Origin of the sequence: Marinobacter sp., from assembly GCF_033722735.1 — a bacterium.
Classification (GTDB): Bacteria; Pseudomonadota; Gammaproteobacteria; order Pseudomonadales; family Oleiphilaceae; genus Marinobacter.
Genome location: NZ_JAWVYN010000015.1, coordinates 53,467 through 76,942, shown reverse-complemented (window position 1 = coordinate 76,942; position 23,476 = coordinate 53,467). Strand labels below are relative to the sequence as shown.

The following is a 23,476-nucleotide window of genomic DNA, read 5'->3' as shown; positions in this document are numbered from 1 at the left end:
CTGTCTGTTGCGGGCGGGGATTGGCCGGTGCGGTCAGTTCGCGCAGCTGTCGTAAAGCCGCCCGATCAGTACTGGCACCGCCGTTTCCACCCGCAGGATGCGCGAGCCCAGGTGGACCCCCTGGCAGCCCGCGTCCATCAGCTTGTCCACCTCATAGGGGATGAAGCCGCCTTCCGGGCCGATGCACAGGGTGGCCGGCCGGTTGATGTGGGTGGGGCAGGGGGTGTCGGTACCGGGGTGGGCCACTACGCCGGGGCGTGCCTGCAACAGGCCCGGCAGCTCGTCTTCCACGAAGGGTTTGAAGCGCTTGCGCAGGCGAACATTGGGCATCCGGGTGTCCCGGGCCTGCTCCAGGCCGAGGGTCAGGTTTTCCCTCAGTGCCGCCTCCGCCAGCCAGGGGGTCTGCCAGAAACTCTTCTCCACCTTGTAGGCGTTGATCACCCAGATGTCCTTGACCCCCAGGGCGGCGACGGTCTGGATCACCCGCCGGAACATCTTCGGGCGGGGCATGGCCAGTACCAGGCTGAGGGGCAGAGGCGCCGGGGGTGGGGTATCCAGCACGACCCGAAGCTCCGCCTCCTGTTCGGCCAGCCGTTCCAGGCGACCGGTGCCGATGTTGCCGTTGACCCGGCCCACCGGAATCGAATCGCCCGGTTCCGCCTTGAGGATACCCGCCAGGTGCTCAAACCGCCGGCCGCTCAGGCGTACCCGGTCGGGCGCTATAAAGTCATCGTCGTGCAGCAGGGCCAGGTTCATTCGCCGTCGCGGTCCTCGGCGGTCTGATCGTCCGGGCGGCGCTGGGCCAGCCGGCCGAACAGGATGCCCAGTTCGAACAGCAGCCACATGGGCAGGGCCAGCAGGGTCTGGGAGATCACGTCCGGCGGGGTCAGCATCATGCCAATAATGAAGCAGCCCACCACCACGTAGGGGCGCTTGGCGGCCAGATCCGCCGGGGTGGTGGCGCCGGTCAGGATCAGCAGGATGGTGGCGATGGGAATCTCGAAGGCCACCCCGAAGGCAAAGAACATCTTCAGCACGAAATTCAGGTAGCTGCTGATGTCCGGCAGTTCCACGATGCCTTCCGGGCCAATGGCGGTGAAGAAGCCAAAGACCAGGGGGAAGACCACAAAGTAGGCAAAAGCGGCGCCCAGGTAGAACAGCACCACCGAGGTGGCCAGCAGGGGGAAGGCCAGGCGTTTCTCGTGGGCATACAGCCCCGGCGCGACGAAACTCCAGAGCTGGTAGAGGATGATCGGGATGGCGGCGAACACCGCCAGCACCAGCGCCAGCTTCAGCGGGGCGAAAAACGGTGAGGTGATGTCGGTGGCGATCATGGTCTGGCCCACCGGCAGCAGCTCCCGTAGCGGCTGCGACAGCAGCAGGTAGAGTTCGTTGGCAAAGGGGTAGATGGCCAGGAAGCACACCAGCACCGCCAGCACCATCTTCAGCAAGCGGTTGCGCAGTTCCAGCAGGTGCTCGATCAGGGTCATTTCCTGCTGGCTGTCGGCGGTGTCCGTCGGTGTCTGGCCGGGGTGTGGGGAGCTCATGAACGGTGTTCCGGGGCGCTGTCCTGGGATGAACCCGAGGGCCGTGACTCGGTCTCCGCCGCGTCAGCCGGCGGGTTGGCGTCAGAGGGCTCGGGACTGGTGGATTCCTCCGGCGGCCTGTGTCTGGGGGTGGCCGGTGCCGGGCGTGGCGCGGACGGGTCCTTCACCACCAGGTGTTCGTACTTCTTGGCCTCGTCCAGCGCGTCGCGGACCGTCTTCTCGACGTCATCCAGCCCAACATCGCCGGCCTTTTTCAGTTGCTCGCGCAGTTCCTCGGCCTTGAGCTGCCGGTCCAGTTCGGTGGAGAACTGGCTGGCCAGGCGACGGGCACTGCCGACCCAGCGGCCGGCCGTGCGCGCAGCCGTGGGCAGGCGTTCAGGGCCCAGCACCAGCAGGGCGATGACGCCACAGATCAATAGCTCCAGAAAGCCGATATCAAACATTCAGCCCGGGCTCAGCTGTGGGTTTTTTCGTTGGCCTTGTCGTCGGAACGGGCCTGCTGAGGAGCACTGTCGGATTTGTCATCGACGGGCTTGGGATCGTCCTTCTGCTCGGGCTCGTCGTCGTTCATCGACTTCTTGAAGCCACGGATGGCGCCCCCCAGGTCACTGCCGATGTTGCGCAGCTTCTTGGTTCCGAACAACAGAATGACGATGCCAAGTACGATGAGTAACTGCCAGATACTGATGCCCATAGAGGGATCCTCGTTTTCAATGCTTGATGTGTGCCCATTGTACGCTAATCCGGCAGAGTTCCGGCAATTCCACGAAAGAGTTAGCGTACCCCCTACTTGTTACGGGCGGCTTTCTCGTCCAGCCCGGACAGGTCGAACCGCCGTGCCAGTTCGTTGAGCACGTCCTCGGGGCCGAGGCCGAGTCGTGACAGCATCACCAGGGTATGAAACCACAGATCAGCCGTTTCATACACCAGCTCGCCGGTGTCGCCGGACTGCTCGGCATCCTTGGCGGCCAGCAGGGTCTCGGTACACTCCTCGCCCACCTTCTCCAGGATCTTGTTCAGCCCCTTGGCGTGGAGGCTGGCCACGTAAGAGCTGTCCGGGTCCGCCTGCTTGCGGGCTTCCAGCACCTGTGCCAGCTGTGCCAATACATCGCTCATGCCTCAATCTCCCTGTTTGGATCCGTAAATGCTCTCCGGATCCCGCAACACCGGGTCGACGGTGACCCACCGGCCATGCTCCAGCTTCCGGTAAAAACAGCTGCGACGGCCGGTGTGGCAGGCAATGCCGCCGCGTTGTTCCACCTTCAGCAGAATCACGTCGGCGTCACAGTCAAAGCGGATCTCGGACACCCGCTGTTCATGGCCGGAGGACTCGCCCTTGCGCCACAGCTTGCCGCGGGAGCGGGACCAGTAGACCGCCTTGCCTTCGCTGGCGGTCAGGGCCAGGGATTCCCGGTTCATCCAGGCCATCATCAGGATGTCGCCGGTGGCAGCGTCCTGGGCGATGGCCGGGATCAGGCCGTCGGCGTCGAAGGTGACTTCGTCCAGCCACTCAGGGTTGTCGAGATTAGGTGAAGAATCTTGCATTTCTGTGACTCTCGTTTGAGGATTGTCGTCGCTCAGCGACCCCCGCGGGCCACCAGCCAGGCCGCGGCTGCCAGCAGCCCCCAGCCGTACAACGGTACCTCGGCGGCCAGGGCGAGCAGGTTGTGTTCCACGCTCAGCCAGGCGCCCCCGGCCAATACGGCGGCGGCCACCGTGCGGCGCCAGCGGCGGTCTTGGCTGGCCTGCTGGGCTTTGATCTGCTCCAGTGTATCGCTATTTTGCTGGACCGTGGGCCCGCTGTTGCGTAACTGCAACAGCGCGTCGTGCACCAGTTGCGGCATGTCCGGGGACTGCTCGATCCAGGCCGGCAGGTGGGATTGCAGGGTCTTGAGCATACCGCTGGGGCCGATGCGCCGGCGCATCCACTGCTCCAGAAATGGCTGCGCGGTGCTCCACAGGTCCAGGTCCGGGTACAGCTGACGGCCCAGGCCTTCCACATTGAGCAGCGTCTTCTGCAACAACACCAGTTGCGGCTGCACTTCCATGTTGAAGCGACGGGCGGTCTGGAACAGGCGTAACAGGAAGTGCCCGAAGGAGATGTCCTTCAGCGGCTTCTCGAAAATGGGTTCGCACACGGTGCGGATGGCGGCCTCGAACTCGTTCACCCGGGTGTGCGGCGGTACCCAGCCGGACTGGATGTGCAGCTCCGCCACCTGGCGGTAGTCCCGGCGGAAGAACGCCAGCAGGTTGCGGGCCAGGTAGCTCTGGTCGTCCGGGGCCAGGGTGCCGACGATGCCGAAATCAATGGCGATGTACTTCGGGTCCTGGGGGTTGCTGGCATCGACGAAGATGTTGCCCGGGTGCATGTCCGCATGGAAGAAGCTGTCCCGGAACACCTGGGTGAAGAAGATTTCCACGCCTTTCTCCGCCAACACCTTCAGGTTGACGCCGGCGGCGTTGAGGGCGTTCACATCCGCCACCGGGATGCCGTGGATGCGCTCCATCACCAGGACGTCATTGCGGGTGTAGTCCCAGTCGATGGCGGGGATGTAGATCAGGCTGGAGCCCTCGAAGTTGCGGCGCAACTGGCTGGCGTTGGCGGCTTCCCGCTGCAGGTCCAGCTCGTCGTGGATGGTGCTGTCGTAGTCGGCCACCACTTCCACCGGGTGCAGGCGCGGGCCCTCGGACCAGTAGCGCTCCAGCAGGCCGGCCATCAGGTACATCAGGGCCAGGTCCTGGCGGATGACTTTCTCGATACCGGGGCGGATGACCTTCACCACCACCTGCTGGCCGTTGGGCAGGGTGGCGGCGTGCACCTGGGCCACCGACGCCGAGGCCATGGGTTGCTGGCTGAATTCGGCAAAACAGTCGGTCACCGGCGCCCCCAGCGAGCGTTCGATGATGGCCTGGGCCTCGGCGCCGGGGAAGGGGGGGACCCGGTCCTGCAGGTGACGCAGGGACTCGGCCATGTCGTCCGGCAGCAGGTCGCGACGGGTGGACAGGATCTGGCCAAACTTGACGAACACCGGTCCCAGCTCCTCCAGTGCCAGCCGCAGCCGGTCGCCCCGGCTTAGCTTGGGCTGGGGAAACAGGTGCCAGGGCGCGAGGATGAAGAAGATCTTGAGCGGGGCGGGCAGCTCGGCCAGGGGCAGGAAGGTGTCCAGCCGATAGCGGCAGAAGACCCAGGCAATGCGAATCAGGCGTTGCAGGCGCGTCACGGTTACTCCGGTGTGTGAGTGCGGGGGGAATCCAGCCGTGCTTCCAGCTGCTCCAGGCGAGCGCTCAGACGTTCGGTCCGCAGGTTGAGGTCGTCGATGTCGGCGAAGGTGGCCTCCAACTCCCGTTTGCCGGGCAGGGCGCCACTCTCCTCGTGAATGTATTCCTCGATGTTGGCGTGCAGCGAAGCCGAAGCCTGGCGGCTCCATTTGACCGCACTTCGCAGCCGGCGTCCGAGGAAGTGGGCGGGAACATCGCCCAGGTGGCGGGCGAGGGCAGCCTCCCAGTCCGGATTGAGCTGGGCCAGGGCGCGCTGGAACTGGTGCGCCAGCGCCATGTCCCCGGTGACCGCCAGCCGGCCTTCCTGAAATACCCGGTCATCCCCCAGAGCCAGGGCGGCAAACGCCAGTGGGCGACCGGCGATATCCAGTGCCGGCGCATCCAGCGGCTCACTGCCGACCTGAACCTGGCCCCCCACCGCGCAGAGGTGGAACGACAGGGGCAGCGGTGCGGTGAGGCGGAACTGCACCGGCCCCTGGAGCGCATCCAGCAAGGCCTGCTGGCCCGCCGGATCCAGCGCCAGGGCCTGGTTCAGGGCCGTCTCGACGACGCCGGAGACCGCCGCCCTCAGGGTCGGGCCGGGAAACATCAGGGCTTGATTCCCACGTGCAGGGCGACAATGCCGCCGGTCATGTTGTGGTACTTGGTGTTCACCAGCCCGGCAGTCTCCATCATGCCCTTCAGGGTGTCCTGGTCAGGGTGCATGCGGATGGATTCGGCCAGGTACTGGTAGCTGGCGGAGTCACCGGCAATCAGCTGGCCCATCAGCGGCAGGGCGTTGAACGAGTAGTTGTCGTAGATCTTGCTCAGCAGCGGATTGGTGGGCTTGGAGAATTCCAGCACCATCAGCTTGCCGCCGGGTTTGAGCACCCGGGTCATGTCCCGCAACGCCTGGTCCTTGTCGGTGACATTGCGCAGGCCGAAGGCGATGCTGACGGCGTTGAAATGGTTGTCCGGGAACGGCAGCCGCTCGGCGTCCGCCTGGACATACTCGATGTTGCCGGCGTAGCCGCGGTCAATCAGCCGGCTGCGGCCCACCTGCAGCATGGAGGCGTTGATGTCCGCCAGAACCACCTGGCCCTCGGTGCCCACCAGGTCGGAGAACTTCATGGTCAGGTCGCCGGTGCCGCCGGCGATGTCCAGGACCCGGTGCCCGGGACGCACCCCGCTCAGTTCAATGGTGAACCGCTTCCAGAGCCGGTGGATGCCCATGGACATGAGGTCGTTCATCAGGTCGTACTTGCCGGCCACGGAGTGGAACACCTCGGCCACCTGCCCAGCCTTCCGGTCTTTGGGCACGGTGCTGTAGCCAAAATGGGTGGTGTCGTTCTCGGACGGGGCGCGGTTTTCCTGATCGGGAGACGGCGGTTGCTGGGTCATGGGCATGTCCTGTCAGAATCTGAACCCCGTATTCTAACGGTTAGGGGGGTGGCTACAAGCGTATTGCCCCCTTAAACTATCAAAATTCCAAATTTTCAGAGACCGATAACACCATGTCCGTAATTGACGTTCACCGCTCCCACTCCCTTGACCACGAGCATGCCCGCCAGGCCGCCGAGGCCCTGGCCCGGGACCTGTCCCGGCAATTCGATGTGCATTATCAATGGGAGGGCGATGTCATGAGGTTCAAGCGCAGCGGCGTCAAGGGGCATCTCGACATCACCCCGCAGGACATTCACGTCCGCCTGGAGCTCAGCATGCTGCTGCGGCCGTTCAAGTCCCGCATCGAGCAGGAAATCCACAGCCAGCTGGATCAGCTGATCGACGGCTGAGCAGCCGGTTCCTCGTTCAGCCGGAACGGGCTGGGGTGGGCTTCGAGGATGCGACTGAGCACCCGGCTCTCCCGGCGCACCAGTTGGTCAATCAGGGTGTCGACGTCGTCCATGGCACGAAACGCCCGGTATCCCCGATGCAGGAAATCGTGCAGATCCGCCAGGTCGGCCATCTCGGCGGCGCCCCGGGTCATGCTGAGTAGCCAGCCCAGGGTCCGGTTACGGACGTAGCGGTCCAGCTGCCGGCCAATGGTCGACACCAGCTCGATCTGGCGCTGCCGCTCGCCCTCACTGGCGGCGGCCCGGTAAGCCTCGCAATACTGGGCCTCGGTGAGCGTCGACAGGTCATGGTCGAGCCGCGCCAGGGTTTCGACCAGGGCCAGATCCAGTTGCTGGGTCACCCGATTCAGCTCCACCAGGCCGGCGAACGTGGCCAGTACCGGGTCCGGCAGCCATTTCACCATCTTTGGAAAGATACGGTCGATGTTGTCGTCCCGGCGCGTCATGCCGGCCGGCGCGTAGAGGTCGGTCAGCAGGAAGTTGAGGCCGTGGTGATAGCCGGGGTGGCAATACAGGTCCCGGTGGGTGTCTTTCAGGCGCGCCGCCTGCCACTGGGTCAACCGGTCCAGGCGGCTCGCCAGCGGGTGGTCTGCCTTGCGGTGCCGGAAGTCGTGGTAGGCCAACAGCTGGCGCTGCAGGTAGCGGGCGTTTTCGCTGTGGACAGGGGTGTTTTCGAGGCGTTCACGATACATGTAGGACGGTTCCGGGCTCCGGCGCACTGGCATTCAGTCGCGCCAGTGTACCGGAGTCCGGGGCGGGATGTCAGAGTTGTGCGGCCGCCGGCAAGGTTTCGAAGCCCGGCACCCACTCGTCGCTGTCCAGGGTGATGAAGTGGCTGGGCGCCTCGGTTTCCACGATCCGCATGGTGGTCGGGCTCTGACGCGCACTGGCGAGCATGGCGCCGCGGTCGAGGATGCGGTCCACCTGGGGGATCAGGAAGGTGCCGTGGCGGACATGCTGGTACACCGAGGTGTCGGTGCGGTCCATCCAGTCCATGATGTTCTCGATGTTGCGAACGATGGTCAGGTGGTCCTTGGTGGCGGTGAACAGCCGGCTCAGCAGCACTTTCTTGCGCGGGTTCATCTTGCCGAAGAAGGTCTGGCCATAGGCGGACGACGGCGCGCTGTCGATCAGGCGAATCAGCCAGGGCCACATGCCGTGGCTGACCGGCTCGAGCAGGGTGGTGACCAGGGCGTGCAGCTTACCCTGGGGCAGCACCGGGGCTTCCAGCACCACTTCCACGTTCTCGAACAGTTCCGGACGCTGGCGTACGGCTTCCATGATGACCGCACCACCACGGGAATGGCCGTGGACCCGGATGTTGTCGGTGGAGGGCAGGTTGGTCAGCGCCTGGATCAGGATGCAGGCGTCGTACTCAATGGTGGCTTCCAGGGGCTTGATGGGCACTTCCCAGTCCGGGGTCTCCGGCGTCACACCATTAACCGGAATGTGGTAGTTGGAGCAGGTGAGCAGGATCAGCTCCGTGGTCGGCGCCTCGTAAGCCTGGGTGAAGTAGCAGTGGTTTTCCAGGAAACCGTGAACTCCAATCACGGTCTGTTCGGCCTTGCCGCTGTGGTTACGGACCGACACTGCCCCCTTGCCCACCCGGTAGACCCGGCCGGAAAACATCTCGGAGTAGGTGCCTTCAATCGGTTTGATCAACTTGCGAACATGGCTCGCTTTCATAACCGTTCTCCCACCAGCAGTCGTTCTGCGCTTTAATTGTGTTTATTCGAACAAGTGAATCTGTTTTATCGTGCTTGCCCACTTGTTGTATTGGCGCAGATTACAATAATTCTGCTATGCCAGAGCCAATAAGCTTCTCCTCATACCTTAAGCATCCGTTTCTACGAGTATATAGGGCGAAAGTTACCTGGATGTAATTTTTTGTAAATTGGCTGCGACACATAGCCTGTGGAGCCGGCTCAGGTTGTCTGGCACAATGCCGGGCTGTTTGATTTTCAACTACCCTGGGGTCGTCAGCCGTTGAGTCACGAGGAATCGCATCTCCTACTGCCGGTGGATTCAGCCTGGCTGGCCCTCGAGCGCCCCGAGAATCCGATGACCATCACGGTCATGCTGCGGGTGGAGGGGCTGACCGAGGCCCGTTTCCGGGAGTTCCTGCAGGACTACTGGCTGGCCTGGGACCGCTTCCGGTACATGCCGGTGGCGCGGGCTCCGGGCTGGTGGTGGGAACCGGACCCCACCTTTCAGCTCAGCCATCATCTGAGCGTGGTGGCCGGGGCGGTTTCCCGCCCGGCCCTGGAGCACTGGGTCTCGGCCCGTCTCAACGAGCCGTTACCGGAGTACCGGCCCCGCTGGAAGTTCTGGCTGGTGCCGGAGGCCGAGGGCGGGGCGGCACTGCTGTTGCGGATTCACCACTGCTACGCCGATGGGCTGTCGCTGCTTGGCGTGTTCGAACGGATCTGCCCGCCGTCACCCCGGCAGGCACCGGTGATCTACGGTGCGCGGGAAGAGGTTGATCTTGGCCGTTGGAAACGCTCCGCCGGTGCCTGGTTGCAGGCGCTTAACAGCGGTGAGCTGGAGACCCTGGAGGCGACGCATCCGGATCAGAGTGCCCGCCACCCCATCGAGCGGCTGGCCATGCAGGGCGCGCGCCTGGTCAACGAACTCAGCCAGTTCCTGGTGGAGCCGGAGGATACCCCCTCCCCGCTCAAGCAGCCGTTGCTGGGGCGGCGAAGTTGCAGCTGGACCGATCCGGTCGAGCTCGCCCGGTTCCGGGCCGCGGCGGAACGCACCGGCTGTACCGTCAACGATGTGTTGTTGAGCTGCGTGGCCTCGGCGGTGCGGCTGCGGCTCGCCGACGGTGAGACCGACCTGGACGCTGCGGTGCTGCACGCGGCGGTGCCGGTGGACATCCGCGAGCGGCTGCCGGAGGGGATCCGTCCGGAGGCGGGGGCGCTGGGCAACTTCTTCGGCACCGTGTTTGTGCCCTTGCCGGTGGATGGCGACAGTTCCCTGGAGCGGTTGTTCCGGATCAAGCATGAAACCCGTCGCCTGAAGAAAAGCTGGCAGCCCGGCATCTCCTGGGGGCTGGCGGGGTCGGCGTCACTCCTCCCGGCCACCCTTCGCCAGCCTATCGCCGATCTCATGTACCGCAAGGCCAGCGCGGTGGTGTCCAACGTGCCGGGGACCCGGGAGCCGCGCTATCTGGCCGGCTGCCCCATCCGCGAGCAGATGTTCTGGGTGCCCCAGGCGGGCAACATTGGTCTGGGTATCAGTGTGGTCAGCTACGCCGGCCGGGTGCAGTTCGGCGTGGTGGCCGACGAAGCCATTCTCACCGAGCCGGAGGCCTTCCTGCAGGATTGCCTGGCGGAGCTGGATGCCCTGACCGCCTGATCCGCAGCCCCTTCCTCCCGGCTTCGTGTCCCTCCTATTGCTTCTCAGCCGCCGGATTCTGGCGGGTATTAATCCCTAAGTCCTGATTTTCAAGCCTCCTAAATACCCACAAAACCAGACCTGTCGACGAATTTTTCCCGCCGTGGGAGTGCCCGAAGATGGGTTTAGGCGACGAGTACTCCGTCATCCTCAACTCGAAGGAGTACCAGGGAAGTCTGTGACCTTGGGAGCGGCTTCCCGGGCCTCAGTGAATCACCGGTGGGACGTAACCCCGTCCCGCCGCAACGGGTGAATCCTGTATCCCAGACAAAAAACCAATCGGGGGAAGCATGAAAAACAACAACTTCAGAAAGTCAGCGCTGGCGTTGGCCCTTGCGGCAGCGGCTGGCTTTGGCGCATCGGCCAACGCAGCGGTCGAAGTCTACAGCGCTGAAGGTACATCACTGTCCGTGGATGGTTATTTCAATGCCTTCTACGTCAACCGTGACGATAAGATTGCGGACACTCAGAATTCGCGGGTCAAGATGGGCTTCCTGCCCAACACCATCGGCTTCAACTTCAGCAAGGAAGTGGGTGACCTGACCCTGGGCGGCCGTTCGTCCTTCTGGACCACCATCAACGACAGCCTGGACTCGCCCACCGACACGGCCATCGATGTGCGTCAGTTCTACGCCACGGTGGATGGCGACTTCGGTCAGGTGCTGATCGGTAAGGATTTCGGGCTCTACTCCCGTTCCAACATCTTCCTGGACGAGATCCTGCTGGGCTTCGGTTCGCCGGGGGCGCCGGGCGGCGTCTCCTTCGGTAACATCCGTACCGGCTATCCCTATCCGACGCCCAGTGCCCAGATCACCTACCGCACGCCGGACATGAGCGGCCTGAAACTGGCCGTGGGGGTGCTGGACCCGGCCAACACCGCCACCGGTGCCGGTGACGAGCAGTCGGCGCCGCGTTTCGAGGCGGAAGCCACCTACAGCGCGGACCTCAGCGGTGTGGCCCTGACCGGCTGGGTCAACGGCCGTCACCAGAAGTCGGAAGACGTGGCCACCGGTAACGATGTGACCTCGACCGGTCTGGGATACGGTCTCAGGGCCTCCGTGGCGGGGCTGTCCCTGACCGCATCCGGCTTCACCTCCGAGGGCGATAACCCGGTGCTGATCGTCAACGGGCCGGTGACCGAGGACGATGCCGACGGTTTCCTGGTGCAGGGCTCTTACGCCTTCGGGGCGAACCGACTGGTGTTGTCGTACGGCGAGTCCGATGCCGAGGTCCTGGACGTGGAAACCGAGAACACCACGGTGGCCTTCTTCCACGACGTCAACAGCAATCTCAAGCTGGTGGCCGAGTACAACCTGTACGAAGACAGCAACCGCACCACCGATGCCACGGTCACTGAGACGGACACCGTCGCCCTGGGGGCGGTGGTGACCTTCTGAGCGCCAGAGCAGTCTCCGCCAGCCGGGCTGGCGGACTCTTCCTATCCAGACCGGCCCGGCGTGGGGCCGGTCTGCGACTAAAGTACCGGCTGGTGGGAAAGGCTGGTGCTGTGTAACACAATGGCAAAACTCCTGAGGCTTTTCGATCAATGGCTTACGATAGGTTTGGTGCGCCGATAAAAAGTACGGAAGTCGAATTGGCCCGGTCGCCGGGTGCCGTACAATCGGGGATAAGCCAGTTCAAGCCGGAGCCCGCCCCGATGATGCTCGACCCCTCCCCATCCGCCGTGAGAGTGGCCAGCGCCAGTGAGCGGGACGCCCTGGTCGCTGCCCGGGAACTGGGGCAGGGCCTGAAGCATGATCACCTGGGGTGCGTGCTGTTCTTCTGCTCGGCCGAATACGACCTGGCCCGCCTGGGCCCGGCCCTGGAGCAGGAGTTCCCGGACCAGGTGGTCTGTGGCTGCACTTCCGCGGGTGAGATTACCCCGGAAGGCTACGGTCGCGGCTGCATCACCGCCATCGGCTTCGACCGCCGTTTTTTTGCCATTGACTGTGCGCTGATCCAGGAGCTGGAGTGTTTCACCCTGGAGGATGCCCAGGCCTGTATTGACCGGCTGCTGGCCACCTGCCGTGATGCCCGCCTGGCTCCCGTCAAGGGCAACACCTTCGCCATCACCCTGTTGGACGGCCTATCCAGCCGCGAGGAGCTGGTGTTGGCAACCCTGAACGCCGCCCTGGGCACCATTCCCCAATTCGGCGGTTCCGCCGGCGACGATGAGCGGCTGAGCAACACCCATGTCTACTACCAGGGGCGCTTCTACGACCGGTCGGCGATCGTCATGCTGGTGAATACGCCGCTGGATTTCCGCGTCTTTTCCACCCACCACATGACGGCGAGGGACGAAAAGCTGGTGGTGACTGCCGCCGACAGCGACAGCCGGACCGTCTATGAACTCAACGCGGAACCGGCGGCGGAGGCCTATGCCCGGGTGGCCGGAGTCCCGGTGGCGGAACTGGACCGACGCACCTTTGCCCTGCGGCCGATGGCGGTGCGCATTGGCGGGCACTACTTCATCCGCTCGGTGCAGCGGGTCAACCCGGACCGGAGCCTGACGTTCTACTGCGCCGTGGAGACCGGCATTGTGATGACCGCGATGAAGCCGGATTCGCTGCAGCGCAGCCTGGAAACCCAGCTCCAGATGGCCGAAAAGGTGGTGGGGCCGCCGCTGGTGACCATCGGCTGTGACTGTTTCCTGCGGCGACTGGAGGCGGAGTTTGCCGGTATCGACCAGGAGGTCTCCCGGTTCCTGCGGCAGCATCGGGTCATCGGTTTCAACTCCTACGGCGAGCAGTTCGATGGCATGCACATCAACCAGACATTCACGGGGGTGGTGATTGGCCAGCCTGAACGTTTCCCGCAGGGCCGCTGAGTCCACCGTGGCGTCGACCAAGGATCGGCGCATCGCCGAGCTGGAGGCGGAGAATGCGCGCCTGCGCAAGATTCGTGATGCCCTGATCCAGCGGGTGGAATCGGGGGCGGCCCACAAGCCGGACCCCTACGCCGCCTTCGAGCACTCGGTGGTGCTGGCCGAGCAGGTGCGGGAGCGGACCGAAGCCCTGAATCAGGCCATGGACGAGCTGAAGGTCAGCAATAAGGCGCTCAACCGCGCCCGGGACGAGGCCGAAACCACGCGCCAGCGGCTGGTGGACGCCATCGAAAGCATTGCCGACGGTTTTGTGCTGTTCGACCAGGACCACCGGTTGATCCTCAGCAACAGTCGGTTCAACGGCTACTGGCGAGCGACCGGCGTCAAGGCCAGCCCGGGGGATACCATCGAGGAGGTGCGCGCCAAGGCGCTGACGTCCGGCCTGATCGTCGAGGAGCACAACGATCCGGAGGCGGAGGGCTCGGTGTTCCTGTTGTCCAATCGGCGCTGGGTGCAGATGACCGAAAGGCCCACCCGGGAAGGTGGGCTGGTGGTGCTGTATTCCGACATCACCGACGTCAAGAATAGCGAAACCGCCCGTCGGGAACAGGCGCTGGCGGAGAAGTCCCGGTTGCTGCAGGCCACCGTCGACAACCTGTCCCAGGGGGTGGTGCTGGTCAATCCCGATGGCCGGCCGGAGATCTGGAACGACCAATTCCTGCGCCTTACCGGTCTGCCCCATGGCCGGGTCTCCACCGACCGCTGCCTGATGGAGCTGATGGCCGGTTCCGACCTGCCGCTGCTGCATCCGGACACCGGCGCCCGTGATCGGGTGCAATTCGTGGAGCAGGTTAATCGCCGGGCCGACGGCACGGTGATCGAGATCAAGACCCACCTGATGCCGGATGGCGGGTTTGTGAACACTTACACCGACATCACCGAGCGTTACCGGTACGCCGAAACCCTCGAGGAGAGCGAGCGCTGGGTCCGGGTGGTGACGGACCATGTGCCGGCATTGATTGCCTATGTTGGCGCCGATCTCACCGTCCAGTTCTGCAACAAGGTCTATGAAGCCTGGTATGGCCGGGGCCGGACGTCCCTGCTGGGGCTGTCGCTGGATGAAGTGCACGAACCGGCGCTGTACGACCGGCTGATGCCCCAGGTACACGAGGCCCTGGCCGGCGAGAGTGTGAACTTCGAGCTGGAGGAAGAGGACAGCAGGGGCTCGCTGCATTACATGCTGCGCTCCTACGTGCCCAATCGGGACGGCCGCGGTGAGGTGGTGGGGTTCTTCGTGCTGATCCGCGACATCACCGACCGGCGGCGCACCGCCCTGGCGCTGGAGCAGGCGTACGACCACCTGGAGCGACGGGTCAAGGAACGCACCGCGGCACTGACCGGCCTGAACAACAAGCTGCGCCAGGAGATCAACGAGCGCGCGGCGGTGGAGGCCCGGTTGCGGGACGCCAAGCTGGAGGCGGAGCGGGCCAACCTGTCCAAGACCAAGTTCCTGGCGGCGGTCAGTCACGACCTGTTACAGCCGCTGAACGCCGCCCGCCTGTTCACCAGCGCGCTGCTGGAGCAGTCGTTCGGCATGAAGGCGGCAAACCTGGTGCGCTCGGTCAGCAACTCGCTGGACGATGTGGAAAACCTGCTGGGTACCCTGGTGGATATCTCCAAGCTCGACGCCGGGGTGATCAAGGCGGATGTCACCGCCTTTGACCTTAGGGACCTGCTGAACAACATTGCGCGGGAATTCCGCCAGATGGCGATTACCGAGGGGTTGCAGCTGGATTTCGTGCCGTCCTCGGCGGTGGTGAACTCGGACTCCCAGTTGCTGGCTCGCATCCTGCGCAATTTCCTGACCAACGCCATCCGCTACACCGGTCAGGGGCGGATCCTGCTGGGTTGTCGCCGCCAGCGTCACCACGTACTACTCCAGGTGTGGGATACCGGTCCCGGCATCCCGGACGACAAGCTCACCGAGATTTTTCAGGAATTCAAGCGGATACAGCCCGCCGGGGCGCAGGCGGACAAGGGGCTGGGCCTGGGCCTGGCCATCGTCGACAAGATTGCCCGCATTCTCGGTCATGAGATTACCGTGGATTCGGTGGAGGGCAAGGGCTCGGTGTTCAGCGTTCGAGTGCCACTGGGGACCCTGCCGGCCCGCCGCGATCAGGACGAGGCTGTCCACTTGCCGTCGGATCAGGCGATGGGGGGCACCCGCATCTGGGTGATCGACAACGACCTGTCCATCTGCAGCGGTATGAAGACCTTGCTGGAAGGCTGGGGCTGCCGGGTGCTGACGGCGGTGTCGCTGGCGGACCTGGAGGCCCAGGTGGATCTGGTGTCGAGCCCGGTGGATCTGATCCTGGCGGACTACCACCTGGACAACGACGAGACCGGCGTGGACGCGGTGGCGGCGATCAACGGCCTCCGGGAGCAGACCGTGCCGGTGGTGATGATCACCGCCAACTACACCAACGAGCTTAAGCAGGACATTCGCGATCGCGGCTACCTGCTGATGAACAAGCCGGTGAAACCCCTCAAACTGCGGTCCGCCCTTCATCACATCCTGATGCAGTAGGGTCCGGTCGATTGAGTGCCGGTGACCGACGTCCGTTGCCGGAAGGCAGGCTGGCAAGGCGGGGGCTTGCCTTTGCCCGCCTGGCCTGAGCGGGACGGGCAATCAGCGCTTGAGGTACTGGCTGAAATCGACGTCGCCAGCGGAGAGGATGGCCTGAACCCGGTTATGCACCCCGAGCTTGCGCAGGATGGCAGAGACATGGGCCTTGACCGTGGTTTCGGCAATATTGAGGTTGTAGGCAATCTGCTTGTTGGATTCGCCCTTGGCCATCCGTTCCAGCACCAGCAGCTGGCGCCGGGTCAGGGAGTTGAGCAGCTCCGGCGAGATGGGGTTGTCCTCATGACGATGGCGGCGCTGGGTCTCCTTGCCGGTCCGGATGATGTCCGAAGGCAGGTAGACGTTGCCGTTGAGGATCTGGGTGATGGCGTCGGTCATCTGCTCACGGGGCGAGGATTTGGTGATGAAGCCCACCGCACCGTAGGTGATCGCCTGCAGCACCACCTGCTTGTCCTCTTCCGCCGACACGATCACCACCGGAATGGTGGGCGCCTCGTTGCGCAGCGAGATCAGGCCGTTCAGGCCATGCATGCCGGGCATGTTCAGGTCCAGCAGGATCAGGTCCAGGTCGTCGTGTTCGCGGGTGAGTTCCAGGGCGGTGTCCAAATCCTCCGTTTCCAGGATCTCGCTGCCCCCGAAGCCGGCGGCAATGACGTTACTGATGGCCTCCCTAAACAGTGGGTGATCATCCGCAATCAGGATCTTGTAGGCGGACTCCATGGGCTCGGCTACCGTGGCGGCTTGTGTTTCTGGCGTACTGCCATCTTCATCATAGCTTTTTTTTGCATGGCTCGCGTTGTTGGCATCAGTCAGCATGGCGTTACCTCACGAATCGCTCGATTGTTCGGAATGAAACCGGGGCTTGACCGGCCTGATGGGCTGCATCGGCAAACCGGCGTTGGCCCAACCATCGACACCATCCTTGTACCAGTAAAGGTTGCGGAAGCCCGCCTCGGACAGTCGCTTGACCGCGTTCCAGGACAGCCAGCAGTCGGATTTGCAGAGCACCGCCACCGGGTGGTTGCGGTTGTGGCGGGCCAGAGCCAGGGCATTTTGCACCAGATAGTCGTGCCAGGCGTCCTCCAGGCGGCCACGTCCGGTGTTGGGCAGCCAGACCGCCGACGGCAGGGAGCGGTGCGGCTCGGTCTGGAGGAAACGGTCGGCGCGGTACTCCAGGTTGATCACGTCGATCACCACCAGCGCGGGCTCCTTCTCCAACAGGGCCTGCATGCCCTCAGTGGAGACGGTTTCGGCGCCCACGGCCTTGGCCGGTGTTGGGCTGCGGTATCGGTCGATGCGGTAGCCGTCATCGGAAAAGAAGGCTTCCTGGGAGTCCGGCAGGGGCGAGACGACGGGTTCGGCTGCGGTGCCGACCCCCAGCGAGAGAAACGCAAGACCGATCAGTTGCCTGACCATAAAGCAAAAACCTCTGTTTATTCTTGTCATGATCCCATTAGACGCGAACCCCGTCTGGGGTTGAATGAGACCATCGCAGCAAAAAAGAAGCACTAAAGTACTATTCTGACAGTTGTCGGCGCTTCGTATCGTGAAGATATGTATACCACCGATCGATTCGCCCATTGCACCCCCTGTCGGACCGTCCTGGCAACCCTGGCGATCTGGGTAGCTGCTCTGTGCCTGCTTCCATCGGCGCCGGCGGTGGCCGAGCCGGCGCCGACCCTGACCCTCAGCGTGCTCCAGTTTGGCACCGCCCACTGGGAGCTCGATCACCTGCAGCGACGGCATCTGGATGAGCAACACGGTTTCAAGCTGGACCTGCGCCTGGTGGCCAACCTGCCGGCGTCGCGGCTGGCGGTGACCAGTGGCACGGTGGCAGGGGCGGTGGCCGACCTGCTGTGGGCACAGTCCCGGTTCGAGGCCGGCGACCGCTACCTGTACCTGCCGTTCTCGTCCCAGATTGGCGATGTGGTGGTGCCTGCGGGTTCCGAGATCGAGACGCTGGCCGATCTGGCGGGTAAGCGCATCGGCGTCGCCGGCGGTGCCGACAGCAAGGGCTGGATTCTGCTGCAGCGGGTCGCCCGGCAACAGGGGGTGGATCTGTCCACCGCGCAAATTCAATACGCCGCGCCGCCGTTACTGAATCAGGCCCTGAAGCGGGGGCAACTGGATGCCATCGTCACCTACTGGCATTTTGCCGCCCGCCTGCGGGGCGAAGGGGATATGCGTTCGGCCCTCCGGCTGTCGGACCTGTTGGGCGAGCTGTCGCTGGATGCCGATCTGCCCGTACTGGGCTATGTGTTCAGCCAGCCGTGGGCGGCTCGTCACCCGCAGCTGTTGCAACGGTTCGCGGCGGCACTCCGTGAGGCCAAGCAGGAGCTGGCGACCGAGCCGGCCTACTGGTTTCCGCTGCGCCCACTGATGCGGAACCCGGAGGAAGCCACCTTCCGTGAGTTGCGTACCGGCTTTGTGGCCGGCACCCCCGCCCCGCTGGACGAGGCGCGGATTGCCGACCTGCAGCGATTGCTGGGCATGGTCGGGGCCAGCCAAGACCGGGTGATAGATGCCGGTCTGTTCTATCGGGAGTTCCCGTGAGCCGGGGCGCTGCGCCAGGGTGGGCCTACTGGGTTGCCCTGCCGGTCCTGGTGCTGGGCTGGGCGGGCATTGCCGCTGCGCTGGAATCCTCGTTACTGCCCTCGCCGCTGGCGGTGCTGGACACCCTGGTGAATGCGGCAGGCGCTGGTGACCTCTGGCGTCACCTGGGCGCCACGCTCTACCGGGTGGCGACCGGCTTCTGCCTGGCCATGGTGCTGGGCTCGCTGCTGGGGCTGTGGCTGGGACGATCAGCCCTGGCGAATGCGGTATTTGACCCGGTGCTGGTGCTGTTGCTCAACCTGCCGGCGCTGGTCACCATCATCCTGCTGTACGTGTGGATGGGGCTGGTGGAACCGGCGGCCATCCTGGCAGTGGTGATCAACAAGGTGCCCAACGTGGCGGTGACCCTGCGCGAAGGCGCCCGCAGCCTGGACCCACGGCTGGAGCAGATGGCCCGGGTTTACCGATTCACCGGCTGGCAGCGGTTGTGGCACGTGTGGACGCCGCAGCTGTTTCCCTACCTGATGGCGGCCACCCGCGGTGGCCTGGCGCTGATCTGGAAAATCGTCCTGGTGGTGGAACTGCTGGGCCGCTCCGATGGCGTTGGCTTCCAGCTCCACATGGCGTTCCAGCTGTTCGATGTGGCGGCGATTCTGGCCTACAGCCTGGCCTTTATCGCGGTGGTGCAACTGATTGAACTGGCCGTCTTGCAGCCCATCGAGCGGCGGGCCTCCCGCTGGCGCCGACCGGAGTTGAGCCATGCTTGAATTGTGTCTGCAGTCTCAACGCAGCCATCACCCCATCCTGGGGGAGATCCGGGCCCAGGTGCGTCCCGGAGATCGCATCTGCCTATTGGGGCCTTCCGGTGTGGGCAAGACCACGCTGCTCAACCTCATCGCCGGGATTGACACCAGGGTGCCGCCGGATACGGTGCGTCTGGACCCTGGGGTACGGCTGGGCTATCTATTTCAGGAACACCGGTTGTTGCCCTGGCGGACCCTGTTCCAGAACCTGGCGCTGGTTGGTGCTGAGCGGGAACGGGCGGCCCATCTGCTGACCCAGGTGGGGCTGGTCGGCTACGGTCACCATCGGCCGGATCAGTTATCCCTGGGCATGGCCCGTCGTGCAGCCCTGGCCCGCTGTCTGGCGGTGGAACCCGATGTGTTGCTGCTGGACGAACCCTTTGCCTCGTTGGACAGGCCGCGTGCGGACGAATTACGGCGGCTGATTGCGGCCCTGCTGGACCGGCGCCCCGGAATGGCGATGATCTGTGTCACCCACGACGCCCGCGACGCTCACCAGTTGGCCAACCAGCGGTGGTATCTCCGTGGCCGCCCGGCCCGCTTAACCCGGGAAGACTGGCCTGGCAGTGCGGTGTCTGCGCTCTCCAGGGTGGCCCTGTAACAGGCGTCGCCCTCAGCCAGTGGCACGGGTGCCCAGGATGCGGGTGCGCTGGGGTCGGAAGGCGGCAGTGGCCAGCCCCGCCAGCACCAGGGTAACGCCGGTGGTCACGAAATAGGCCGCGCCGTTCCACTGCAGGTACAGAGCGAACCGGATGGTTTCCACGGCGTGGGTGAAGGGGTTGGCCTGGCACAACCAGTACAGCCAGGGGGAGGCCTCCTGCATCTTCCACAGGGGGTACAGCGCCGAGGACAGGAAGAACATCGGGAAGATCACGAAGTTCATCACCCCGGCAAAGTTCTCCAGCTGCTTGACCCAGGTGGCGATCAACAGACCCAGGGCGCCCAGCATCAGGGCGGTCAGCATCAGCGCCGGCAGCACCGCCAGGTAGCCCCAGGCCGGCGGCTCCACGTCGATCAGCCGGGCAATCAGCAGGAACACATAGACCTGGCCTATCGAGACCAGCCCCATCGCCAGCAGTTTGGTAACCAGCAGGAACGGTCTTGGCAACGGGCTCATCAGCAACACCCGCATACTGCCCAGCTCCCGGTCGTAGACCATGGAGAGGGCACCCTGCATGCTGTTGAACAGGATGATCATGCCGCACAGGCCGGGGGCGATGTAGGTCTCGTAGGTGATGTAGGTCTGGTACGGCGGGATGATGGACACCCCCAGCACCGCGCGAAACCCCGCGGCAAACACCAGCAACCACAGCAGGGGGCGTACCAGGGCGCTGGCGAAGCGGGTGCGCTGCTGCCAGAACCGCCGCCATTCCCGGGACTGGATGGCGACAAAACAGTGTAGGTAATGCATGGGGGTCATGGCGTGGTCTCCCCGGTCAGGGCCTGGAAGGTTTCGGCCAGGGTGTGGGTGCCTTCGGACTGGCACAGGGCGTGGCCCTCGCCGTTGGCCAGCAGCTGGCCCCGGTGCAGGATCAATACGCGGTCGTCCCGCTCCACCTCCTCGATCAGGTGGGTGGCCCACAGAACCGTCAGCCCCCGGTCGCGGCACAGGTTGCGGACATGGCGGTTCAGCGCCTGCCGGCTGGGCACATCCAGCCCCACCGTGGGCTCGTCCAGTAACAGCAGGCTTGGTTGGTGGAGCAGGGCGCGGGCAATCTCCACTCGGCGCCGGTGGCCACCGTTCAGCAGCCGAACGGCGTCGTTGGCCCGCTCCAGCAGCCCGAACCGGTCCAGTTCCTGGTCACAGCGCTGACGGGCCCGGCGCCGTGACAGACCGTGCAGGCCGGCGTGGTACATCAGGTTCTGCCGCACCGTCAGGTCCAGGTCGAGGGCATTCTGCTGGAATACCACGCCAATCTGGCGCATGACCTCGGCCGGGTGCTTCTTGAGGGAACGGCCCTCCAGCAGAATGTCGCCACACTGCATTGCCAGTAGCCGGGTCAGCAGGCCGAACAGGGTGGACTTGCCGGCCCCGTTGGGCCCCAGCAGGGCGTGGAAGGCCCCCGGGATCAGCTCGAAGCTGACCTCGGAGAGCACCGGCCTGCGGCCATAGCGAAAGCTGAGGTTGCGGGCGGTGAGAGTCATGAGGTGGGATCGATCACGACGCCCCAGGGGTAGCGTCCAACCTTGATGGATTTGATCACCTTCAGGTCCTCCACATCGATCACCGACACGTCACCGGACACGCCGTTGGTGGTGTAAAGCTGGGTCTCGTCCCGGTTCAGGTCCAACTGCCACACCCGGCTGCCCACCAGCAGGTAGTCCAGCACCTCGTAGGTCTGGGCGTCGACCACCGCGACATGGTTGGCCGGCCCCAGGGCGACAAAGGCGTACTTGCCGTCGGAGGTCAGCTCGATGCCCACCGGCTGGACCTTGTCCGGGTGCACGCCACGAATGCTGAAGGTCAATTGCCTGATTTCCTCCAGGCTGTCGACATCGATGATGTGAACGGTGCCGCCAATCTCCGCCGAGGCCCAGGCGACCTTGCTGTCCCGGCTGAACTCCACGTGACGGGGACGCTGGCCTACCACGATGTTCTTCTTGATCTGGAAGTCGGTGGTGTCGATCCAGTGCAGCATGCTGGAGGTTTCGCTGGTGTTCACCGCCCACCTGCCATCCGGGCTTACCGCCATGCCTTCCGGTTCTACGCCCACATCGATCTGGGCCAGCACGTCCTTGCTGTCCACGTCCACCACGGTGACGATGGCGTCGTCCTCATTGGCGATGTACAGGTGGCGGTTGTTGGGATGCAGGGAGAACTGCTCCGGGTCCTCGCCGGAGGGCAGGGTGTCGACGATGCGGCGGGTGGCCAGGTCCAGGACCTGCACGGTGTCGTCGTCACTGGCGCAGATGTACAGCTTGCTGTGGTCCTTGGACAGCAGGATGCCCCGGGGGCGTTGGCCGACGTCGATGGTCTCCACCACCTCCAGGGAGTCGGTGTCGATCACCGAGATGCTGTTGTCCTTCTCATTGGAGACATAGGCCAGGCTGGCGGCTGCGGGGACGGACAGGCCGATCATCGCGGCCAGGGCAGTGGTTTTTACGATTGTGGTCATGGTGCGACTCTCTTTTTGTTCCAAAAAGGCGGTGGTTCTCTTTTGGGCGATGCCTCTACCGCGTACCGCGATCACCTGTCTTTGGCCGACAACGAGTTGATCCGGCACTGACTCTCGGGCTCGTCGAACCCGAGGGTGTCCATGTCCGTCCGCGGGTGCAGGAATCCTTCGATTGGCGCTTTGCCCACCAGGCCGCGGGGGTGAACCAGCGGAATGGGTTGCCGTAACTGGCCGTTCCACGACCGGTAGCTGAGCTTGCGGCCCTTGAAGGCGGCCAGCTGGAACTGCTCGGAGAACAGGAAGTCGCGGATTTGGGCGGCATCGGCGCCGTTGAGCTGGGTCACCGCGGTGCCCACCGAGCGTACCGCGGCCCAGGCGGCGTAGTCCTCGCTGTTCATGTGGCGATCCGCCAGCTCCCGGAAACGATTCTGCAGCTGGGCCGCGCCCCAGCTTTCCACCACCCGGTGCCAGGCCTCCGGGGTCATGCCCTGGGTGCCCACCACCGGCCGTGGCAGCCAGGTGTTGAAGGGCACGTACTCGCCAAAGTCCCCACGCACATCGGCCACCACCACGGCGTGGTAGTCATTGTCGGTCTGGGTAAACAGGGGCAGTTCCCGGGATGCCGTACGGCGCAGGTCGGCGTCGAAGGTCCAGGGCTTGTCGGCCACCAGCTCCAGGCCGAAGCGCTGGCTGGCGCGGCGGAAGGACTCCGCCCACTGCCGGTCCGCCTCGGTGGGACCGGTGATCATCAGCAGCCGTTTCCAGCGGCGCTGGTTCAGCCACTGGGCCAGGCCATCGGTGAGCATGGCGTAGCTGGCAAGGGTGTGCAGCAGTTGGGGACGGCAATTCTGGGTACGCAGGGCGTTTTCCCGGGCGCCGGCGTTGAACAACAGCGCGCCGTCGCCGGCCTGATCGGCCATTTGAGTCAGGGTTGCCGCCGGCACTCGCAGCACAAACAGTGCGATGCCCTGCGCCAACTGACGCTCCAGGGCGGCCATGGCCTGCGCTTCCGAGTCGGCAACGACGCTTGCCAGGGTGAAGTGCTGGCCCAGGAAGCGGCCGGTGGTGTTGTTGTCCTCAATGGCCAACTCGGCGCCCCGCAGGCCGGCATCCTCCGGTTCCGGAATCACGTTGGACAGCACCGGGCCCTGGTCCGGTGTCCACTGGATGTAGCCAATACGAACCTCCAGTTCGGCAGCCCGACCCCCGGACGACAGGAACAGTCCGAGTGCAATGGCTACGACAATGGGCAGCAGCAGGCGAAGGTTCGTGTGCATGGTGCATCCTTATTTATTTCTGGACTCACCCTGAGCTTAAAGAACGGATCTGGCCCCGGAAATATTCACAAAGTCGCAATCGGTAGGTACTAAAGAACGAAAAGCCAGTTCCTGCCACCGAGGTGATGCCTCCGGATCTACTACCAAGGAACTACTCCTAAGCCCCCAAAGTGGAATTCGATGTGCCTCTGGAGATTTCTAG

Annotated in this window: 25 protein-coding genes; 8 read left to right on the top strand and 17 right to left on the bottom strand. The window is 64.4% G+C overall.

Annotated elements, in window-relative coordinates:
- Window positions 1-33: 33 nt before the first annotated feature.
- From R3175_RS12325 to ubiE, 9 genes are all read right to left on the bottom strand, one after another.
- Entirely contained in the window at window positions 34-756 is a 723-nt protein-coding gene (locus R3175_RS12325; RefSeq protein WP_318944584.1) for a 16S rRNA (uracil(1498)-N(3))-methyltransferase, read from the bottom strand.
- Window positions 753-1,547 (bottom strand): twin-arginine translocase subunit TatC, encoded by a 795-nt coding sequence (tatC, locus tag R3175_RS12320; RefSeq protein ID WP_318944583.1) that lies wholly within the window; start codon window positions 1,545-1,547, stop codon window positions 753-755. The genes R3175_RS12325 and tatC overlap by 4 nt, the downstream gene beginning before the upstream one ends.
- Window positions 1,544-1,990, bottom strand: coding sequence for a Sec-independent protein translocase protein TatB (gene tatB / locus R3175_RS12315; protein WP_318944582.1), 447 nt, complete (start codon window positions 1,988-1,990; stop codon window positions 1,544-1,546). The genes tatC and tatB overlap by 4 nt, the downstream gene beginning before the upstream one ends.
- An 11-nt stretch (window positions 1,991-2,001) precedes the next feature.
- Window positions 2,002-2,241 carry a Sec-independent protein translocase subunit TatA gene (gene tatA, locus R3175_RS12310; protein ID WP_318944581.1) on the bottom strand — a complete coding sequence of 80 codons (240 nt, stop codon included), beginning with the start codon at window positions 2,239-2,241 and terminating at the stop codon, window positions 2,002-2,004.
- Between the two features lie 92 nt (window positions 2,242-2,333).
- Window positions 2,334-2,663 carry a phosphoribosyl-ATP diphosphatase gene (locus tag R3175_RS12305; RefSeq protein WP_318944580.1) on the bottom strand — a complete coding sequence of 110 codons (330 nt, stop codon included), beginning with the start codon at window positions 2,661-2,663 and terminating at the stop codon, window positions 2,334-2,336.
- A gap of 3 nt (window positions 2,664-2,666) precedes the next feature.
- Window positions 2,667-3,092 (bottom strand): phosphoribosyl-AMP cyclohydrolase, encoded by a 426-nt coding sequence (hisI, locus tag R3175_RS12300; protein WP_318944579.1) that lies wholly within the window; start codon window positions 3,090-3,092, stop codon window positions 2,667-2,669.
- Window positions 3,093-3,124: 32 nt separating this feature from the next.
- A complete protein-coding gene (gene ubiB / locus R3175_RS12295; RefSeq protein ID WP_318944578.1) occupies window positions 3,125-4,768 on the bottom strand; it encodes a ubiquinone biosynthesis regulatory protein kinase UbiB in 1,644 nt (547 codons plus the stop codon).
- Between the two features lie 2 nt (window positions 4,769-4,770).
- Window positions 4,771-5,415, bottom strand: a complete 645-nt coding sequence (locus tag R3175_RS12290; RefSeq protein ID WP_318944577.1) for an SCP2 domain-containing protein — start codon at window positions 5,413-5,415, stop codon at window positions 4,771-4,773.
- Window positions 5,415-6,206, bottom strand: a complete 792-nt coding sequence (ubiE, locus tag R3175_RS12285; RefSeq protein ID WP_318944576.1) for a bifunctional demethylmenaquinone methyltransferase/2-methoxy-6-polyprenyl-1,4-benzoquinol methylase UbiE — start codon at window positions 6,204-6,206, stop codon at window positions 5,415-5,417. The genes R3175_RS12290 and ubiE overlap by 1 nt, the downstream gene beginning before the upstream one ends.
- 113 nt (window positions 6,207-6,319) lie before the next feature.
- On the opposite strand from ubiE, the gene R3175_RS12280 reads away from it, so the two are divergent.
- On the top strand, window positions 6,320-6,598 hold the full coding sequence (locus tag R3175_RS12280) for a polyhydroxyalkanoic acid system family protein (RefSeq protein WP_318944575.1): 279 nt from the start codon (window positions 6,320-6,322) through the stop codon (window positions 6,596-6,598).
- Here the strand turns inward: R3175_RS12280 and R3175_RS12275 are convergent.
- Entirely contained in the window at window positions 6,580-7,350 is a 771-nt protein-coding gene (locus R3175_RS12275; protein WP_318944574.1) for an FFLEELY motif protein, read from the bottom strand. The two genes, R3175_RS12280 and R3175_RS12275, sit on opposite strands and share 19 nt — an antisense overlap.
- 70 nt (window positions 7,351-7,420) lie before the next feature.
- Entirely contained in the window at window positions 7,421-8,344 is a 924-nt protein-coding gene (locus R3175_RS12270) for an alpha/beta hydrolase (RefSeq protein ID WP_318944573.1), read from the bottom strand.
- 300 nt (window positions 8,345-8,644) lie between these two features.
- On the opposite strand from R3175_RS12270, the gene R3175_RS12265 reads away from it, so the two are divergent.
- The 4 genes from R3175_RS12265 (at window position 8,645) to R3175_RS12250 (ending at window position 15,468) form a co-directional block, all read left to right on the top strand.
- On the top strand, window positions 8,645-10,018 hold the full coding sequence (locus tag R3175_RS12265) for a WS/DGAT domain-containing protein (protein WP_318944572.1): 1,374 nt from the start codon (window positions 8,645-8,647) through the stop codon (window positions 10,016-10,018).
- Window positions 10,019-10,347: 329 nt separating this feature from the next.
- Entirely contained in the window at window positions 10,348-11,454 is a 1,107-nt protein-coding gene (locus R3175_RS12260; RefSeq protein WP_318944571.1) for a porin, read from the top strand.
- A gap of 263 nt (window positions 11,455-11,717) precedes the next feature.
- Window positions 11,718-12,884 (top strand): nitric oxide-sensing protein NosP, encoded by a 1,167-nt coding sequence (gene nosP, locus R3175_RS12255; RefSeq protein ID WP_413231771.1) that lies wholly within the window; start codon window positions 11,718-11,720, stop codon window positions 12,882-12,884.
- A gap of 7 nt (window positions 12,885-12,891) precedes the next feature.
- A complete protein-coding gene (locus tag R3175_RS12250) occupies window positions 12,892-15,468 on the top strand; it encodes a NahK/ErcS family hybrid sensor histidine kinase/response regulator (RefSeq protein ID WP_318944569.1) in 2,577 nt (858 codons plus the stop codon).
- A 102-nt stretch (window positions 15,469-15,570) separates the two neighbouring features.
- On the opposite strand, the gene R3175_RS12245 is transcribed toward R3175_RS12250, so the two are convergent.
- The gene (locus tag R3175_RS12245; protein ID WP_318944621.1) at window positions 15,571-16,245 is read right to left on the bottom strand and encodes a response regulator transcription factor; all 675 of its coding nucleotides are present in this window, start codon (window positions 16,243-16,245) and stop codon (window positions 15,571-15,573) included.
- A gap of 105 nt (window positions 16,246-16,350) precedes the next feature.
- Window positions 16,351-16,941 carry a rhodanese-like domain-containing protein gene (locus R3175_RS12240; protein ID WP_318944568.1) on the bottom strand — a complete coding sequence of 197 codons (591 nt, stop codon included), beginning with the start codon at window positions 16,939-16,941 and terminating at the stop codon, window positions 16,351-16,353.
- A gap of 138 nt (window positions 16,942-17,079) precedes the next feature.
- Between R3175_RS12240 and R3175_RS12235 the strand changes: the two genes are divergently transcribed.
- The 3 genes from R3175_RS12235 to R3175_RS12225 are packed head-to-tail and all read left to right on the top strand — an operon-like array spanning window position 17,080 to window position 19,482.
- On the top strand, window positions 17,080-18,078 hold the full coding sequence (locus tag R3175_RS12235) for an ABC transporter substrate-binding protein (RefSeq protein WP_318944567.1): 999 nt from the start codon (window positions 17,080-17,082) through the stop codon (window positions 18,076-18,078).
- Window positions 18,075-18,845 carry an ABC transporter permease gene (locus R3175_RS12230; protein WP_318944566.1) on the top strand — a complete coding sequence of 257 codons (771 nt, stop codon included), beginning with the start codon at window positions 18,075-18,077 and terminating at the stop codon, window positions 18,843-18,845. The genes R3175_RS12235 and R3175_RS12230 overlap by 4 nt, the downstream gene beginning before the upstream one ends.
- Window positions 18,838-19,482, top strand: a complete 645-nt coding sequence (locus R3175_RS12225) for an ABC transporter ATP-binding protein (protein WP_318944565.1) — start codon at window positions 18,838-18,840, stop codon at window positions 19,480-19,482. Before R3175_RS12230 ends, R3175_RS12225 begins: the two co-directional genes overlap by 8 nt.
- A gap of 12 nt (window positions 19,483-19,494) precedes the next feature.
- On the opposite strand, the gene R3175_RS12220 is transcribed toward R3175_RS12225, so the two are convergent.
- From R3175_RS12220 to R3175_RS12205, 4 genes are all read right to left on the bottom strand, one after another.
- Window positions 19,495-20,301, bottom strand: a complete 807-nt coding sequence (locus R3175_RS12220; RefSeq protein WP_318944564.1) for an ABC transporter permease — start codon at window positions 20,299-20,301, stop codon at window positions 19,495-19,497.
- Window positions 20,298-21,026, bottom strand: a complete 729-nt coding sequence (locus R3175_RS12215; RefSeq protein ID WP_318944563.1) for an ATP-binding cassette domain-containing protein — start codon at window positions 21,024-21,026, stop codon at window positions 20,298-20,300. Before R3175_RS12215 ends, R3175_RS12220 begins: the two co-directional genes overlap by 4 nt.
- Complete coding sequence (locus R3175_RS12210; RefSeq protein WP_318944562.1) at window positions 21,023-21,997, bottom strand: YVTN family beta-propeller repeat protein; 975 nt, start codon at window positions 21,995-21,997, stop codon at window positions 21,023-21,025. The genes R3175_RS12215 and R3175_RS12210 overlap by 4 nt, the downstream gene beginning before the upstream one ends.
- A gap of 71 nt (window positions 21,998-22,068) precedes the next feature.
- Window positions 22,069-23,274, bottom strand: coding sequence for an ABC transporter substrate-binding protein (locus R3175_RS12205; protein WP_318944561.1), 1,206 nt, complete (start codon window positions 23,272-23,274; stop codon window positions 22,069-22,071).
- Window positions 23,275-23,476 lie beyond the last annotated feature (202 nt).

Coding starts and splice junctions, on each gene's coding strand:
- R3175_RS12325 (WP_318944584.1), bottom strand. CDS start 756: ATGAACCTGGCCCTGCTGCACGACGATGACTTTATAGCGCCCGACCGG.
- tatC (WP_318944583.1), bottom strand. CDS start 1,547: ATGAGCTCCCCACACCCCGGCCAGACACCGACGGACACCGCCGACAGC.
- tatB (WP_318944582.1), bottom strand. CDS start 1,990: ATGTTTGATATCGGCTTTCTGGAGCTATTGATCTGTGGCGTCATCGCC.
- tatA (WP_318944581.1), bottom strand. CDS start 2,241: ATGGGCATCAGTATCTGGCAGTTACTCATCGTACTTGGCATCGTCATT.
- R3175_RS12305 (WP_318944580.1), bottom strand. CDS start 2,663: ATGAGCGATGTATTGGCACAGCTGGCACAGGTGCTGGAAGCCCGCAAG.
- hisI (WP_318944579.1), bottom strand. CDS start 3,092: ATGCAAGATTCTTCACCTAATCTCGACAACCCTGAGTGGCTGGACGAA.
- R3175_RS12290 (WP_318944577.1), bottom strand. CDS start 5,415: ATGTTTCCCGGCCCGACCCTGAGGGCGGCGGTCTCCGGCGTCGTCGAG.
- ubiE (WP_318944576.1), bottom strand. CDS start 6,206: ATGACCCAGCAACCGCCGTCTCCCGATCAGGAAAACCGCGCCCCGTCC.
- R3175_RS12280 (WP_318944575.1), top strand. CDS start 6,320: ATGTCCGTAATTGACGTTCACCGCTCCCACTCCCTTGACCACGAGCAT.
- R3175_RS12275 (WP_318944574.1), bottom strand. CDS start 7,350: ATGTATCGTGAACGCCTCGAAAACACCCCTGTCCACAGCGAAAACGCC.
- R3175_RS12270 (WP_318944573.1), bottom strand. CDS start 8,344: ATGAAAGCGAGCCATGTTCGCAAGTTGATCAAACCGATTGAAGGCACC.
- R3175_RS12260 (WP_318944571.1), top strand. CDS start 10,348: ATGAAAAACAACAACTTCAGAAAGTCAGCGCTGGCGTTGGCCCTTGCG.
- nosP (WP_413231771.1), top strand. CDS start 11,718: ATGCTCGACCCCTCCCCATCCGCCGTGAGAGTGGCCAGCGCCAGTGAG.
- R3175_RS12245 (WP_318944621.1), bottom strand. CDS start 16,245: ATGGAGTCCGCCTACAAGATCCTGATTGCGGATGATCACCCACTGTTT.
- R3175_RS12240 (WP_318944568.1), bottom strand. CDS start 16,941: ATGGTCAGGCAACTGATCGGTCTTGCGTTTCTCTCGCTGGGGGTCGGC.
- R3175_RS12235 (WP_318944567.1), top strand. CDS start 17,080: ATGTATACCACCGATCGATTCGCCCATTGCACCCCCTGTCGGACCGTC.
- R3175_RS12225 (WP_318944565.1), top strand. CDS start 18,838: ATGCTTGAATTGTGTCTGCAGTCTCAACGCAGCCATCACCCCATCCTG.
- R3175_RS12220 (WP_318944564.1), bottom strand. CDS start 20,301: ATGACCCCCATGCATTACCTACACTGTTTTGTCGCCATCCAGTCCCGG.
- R3175_RS12215 (WP_318944563.1), bottom strand. CDS start 21,026: ATGACTCTCACCGCCCGCAACCTCAGCTTTCGCTATGGCCGCAGGCCG.
- R3175_RS12210 (WP_318944562.1), bottom strand. CDS start 21,997: ATGACCACAATCGTAAAAACCACTGCCCTGGCCGCGATGATCGGCCTG.
- R3175_RS12205 (WP_318944561.1), bottom strand. CDS start 23,274: ATGCACACGAACCTTCGCCTGCTGCTGCCCATTGTCGTAGCCATTGCA.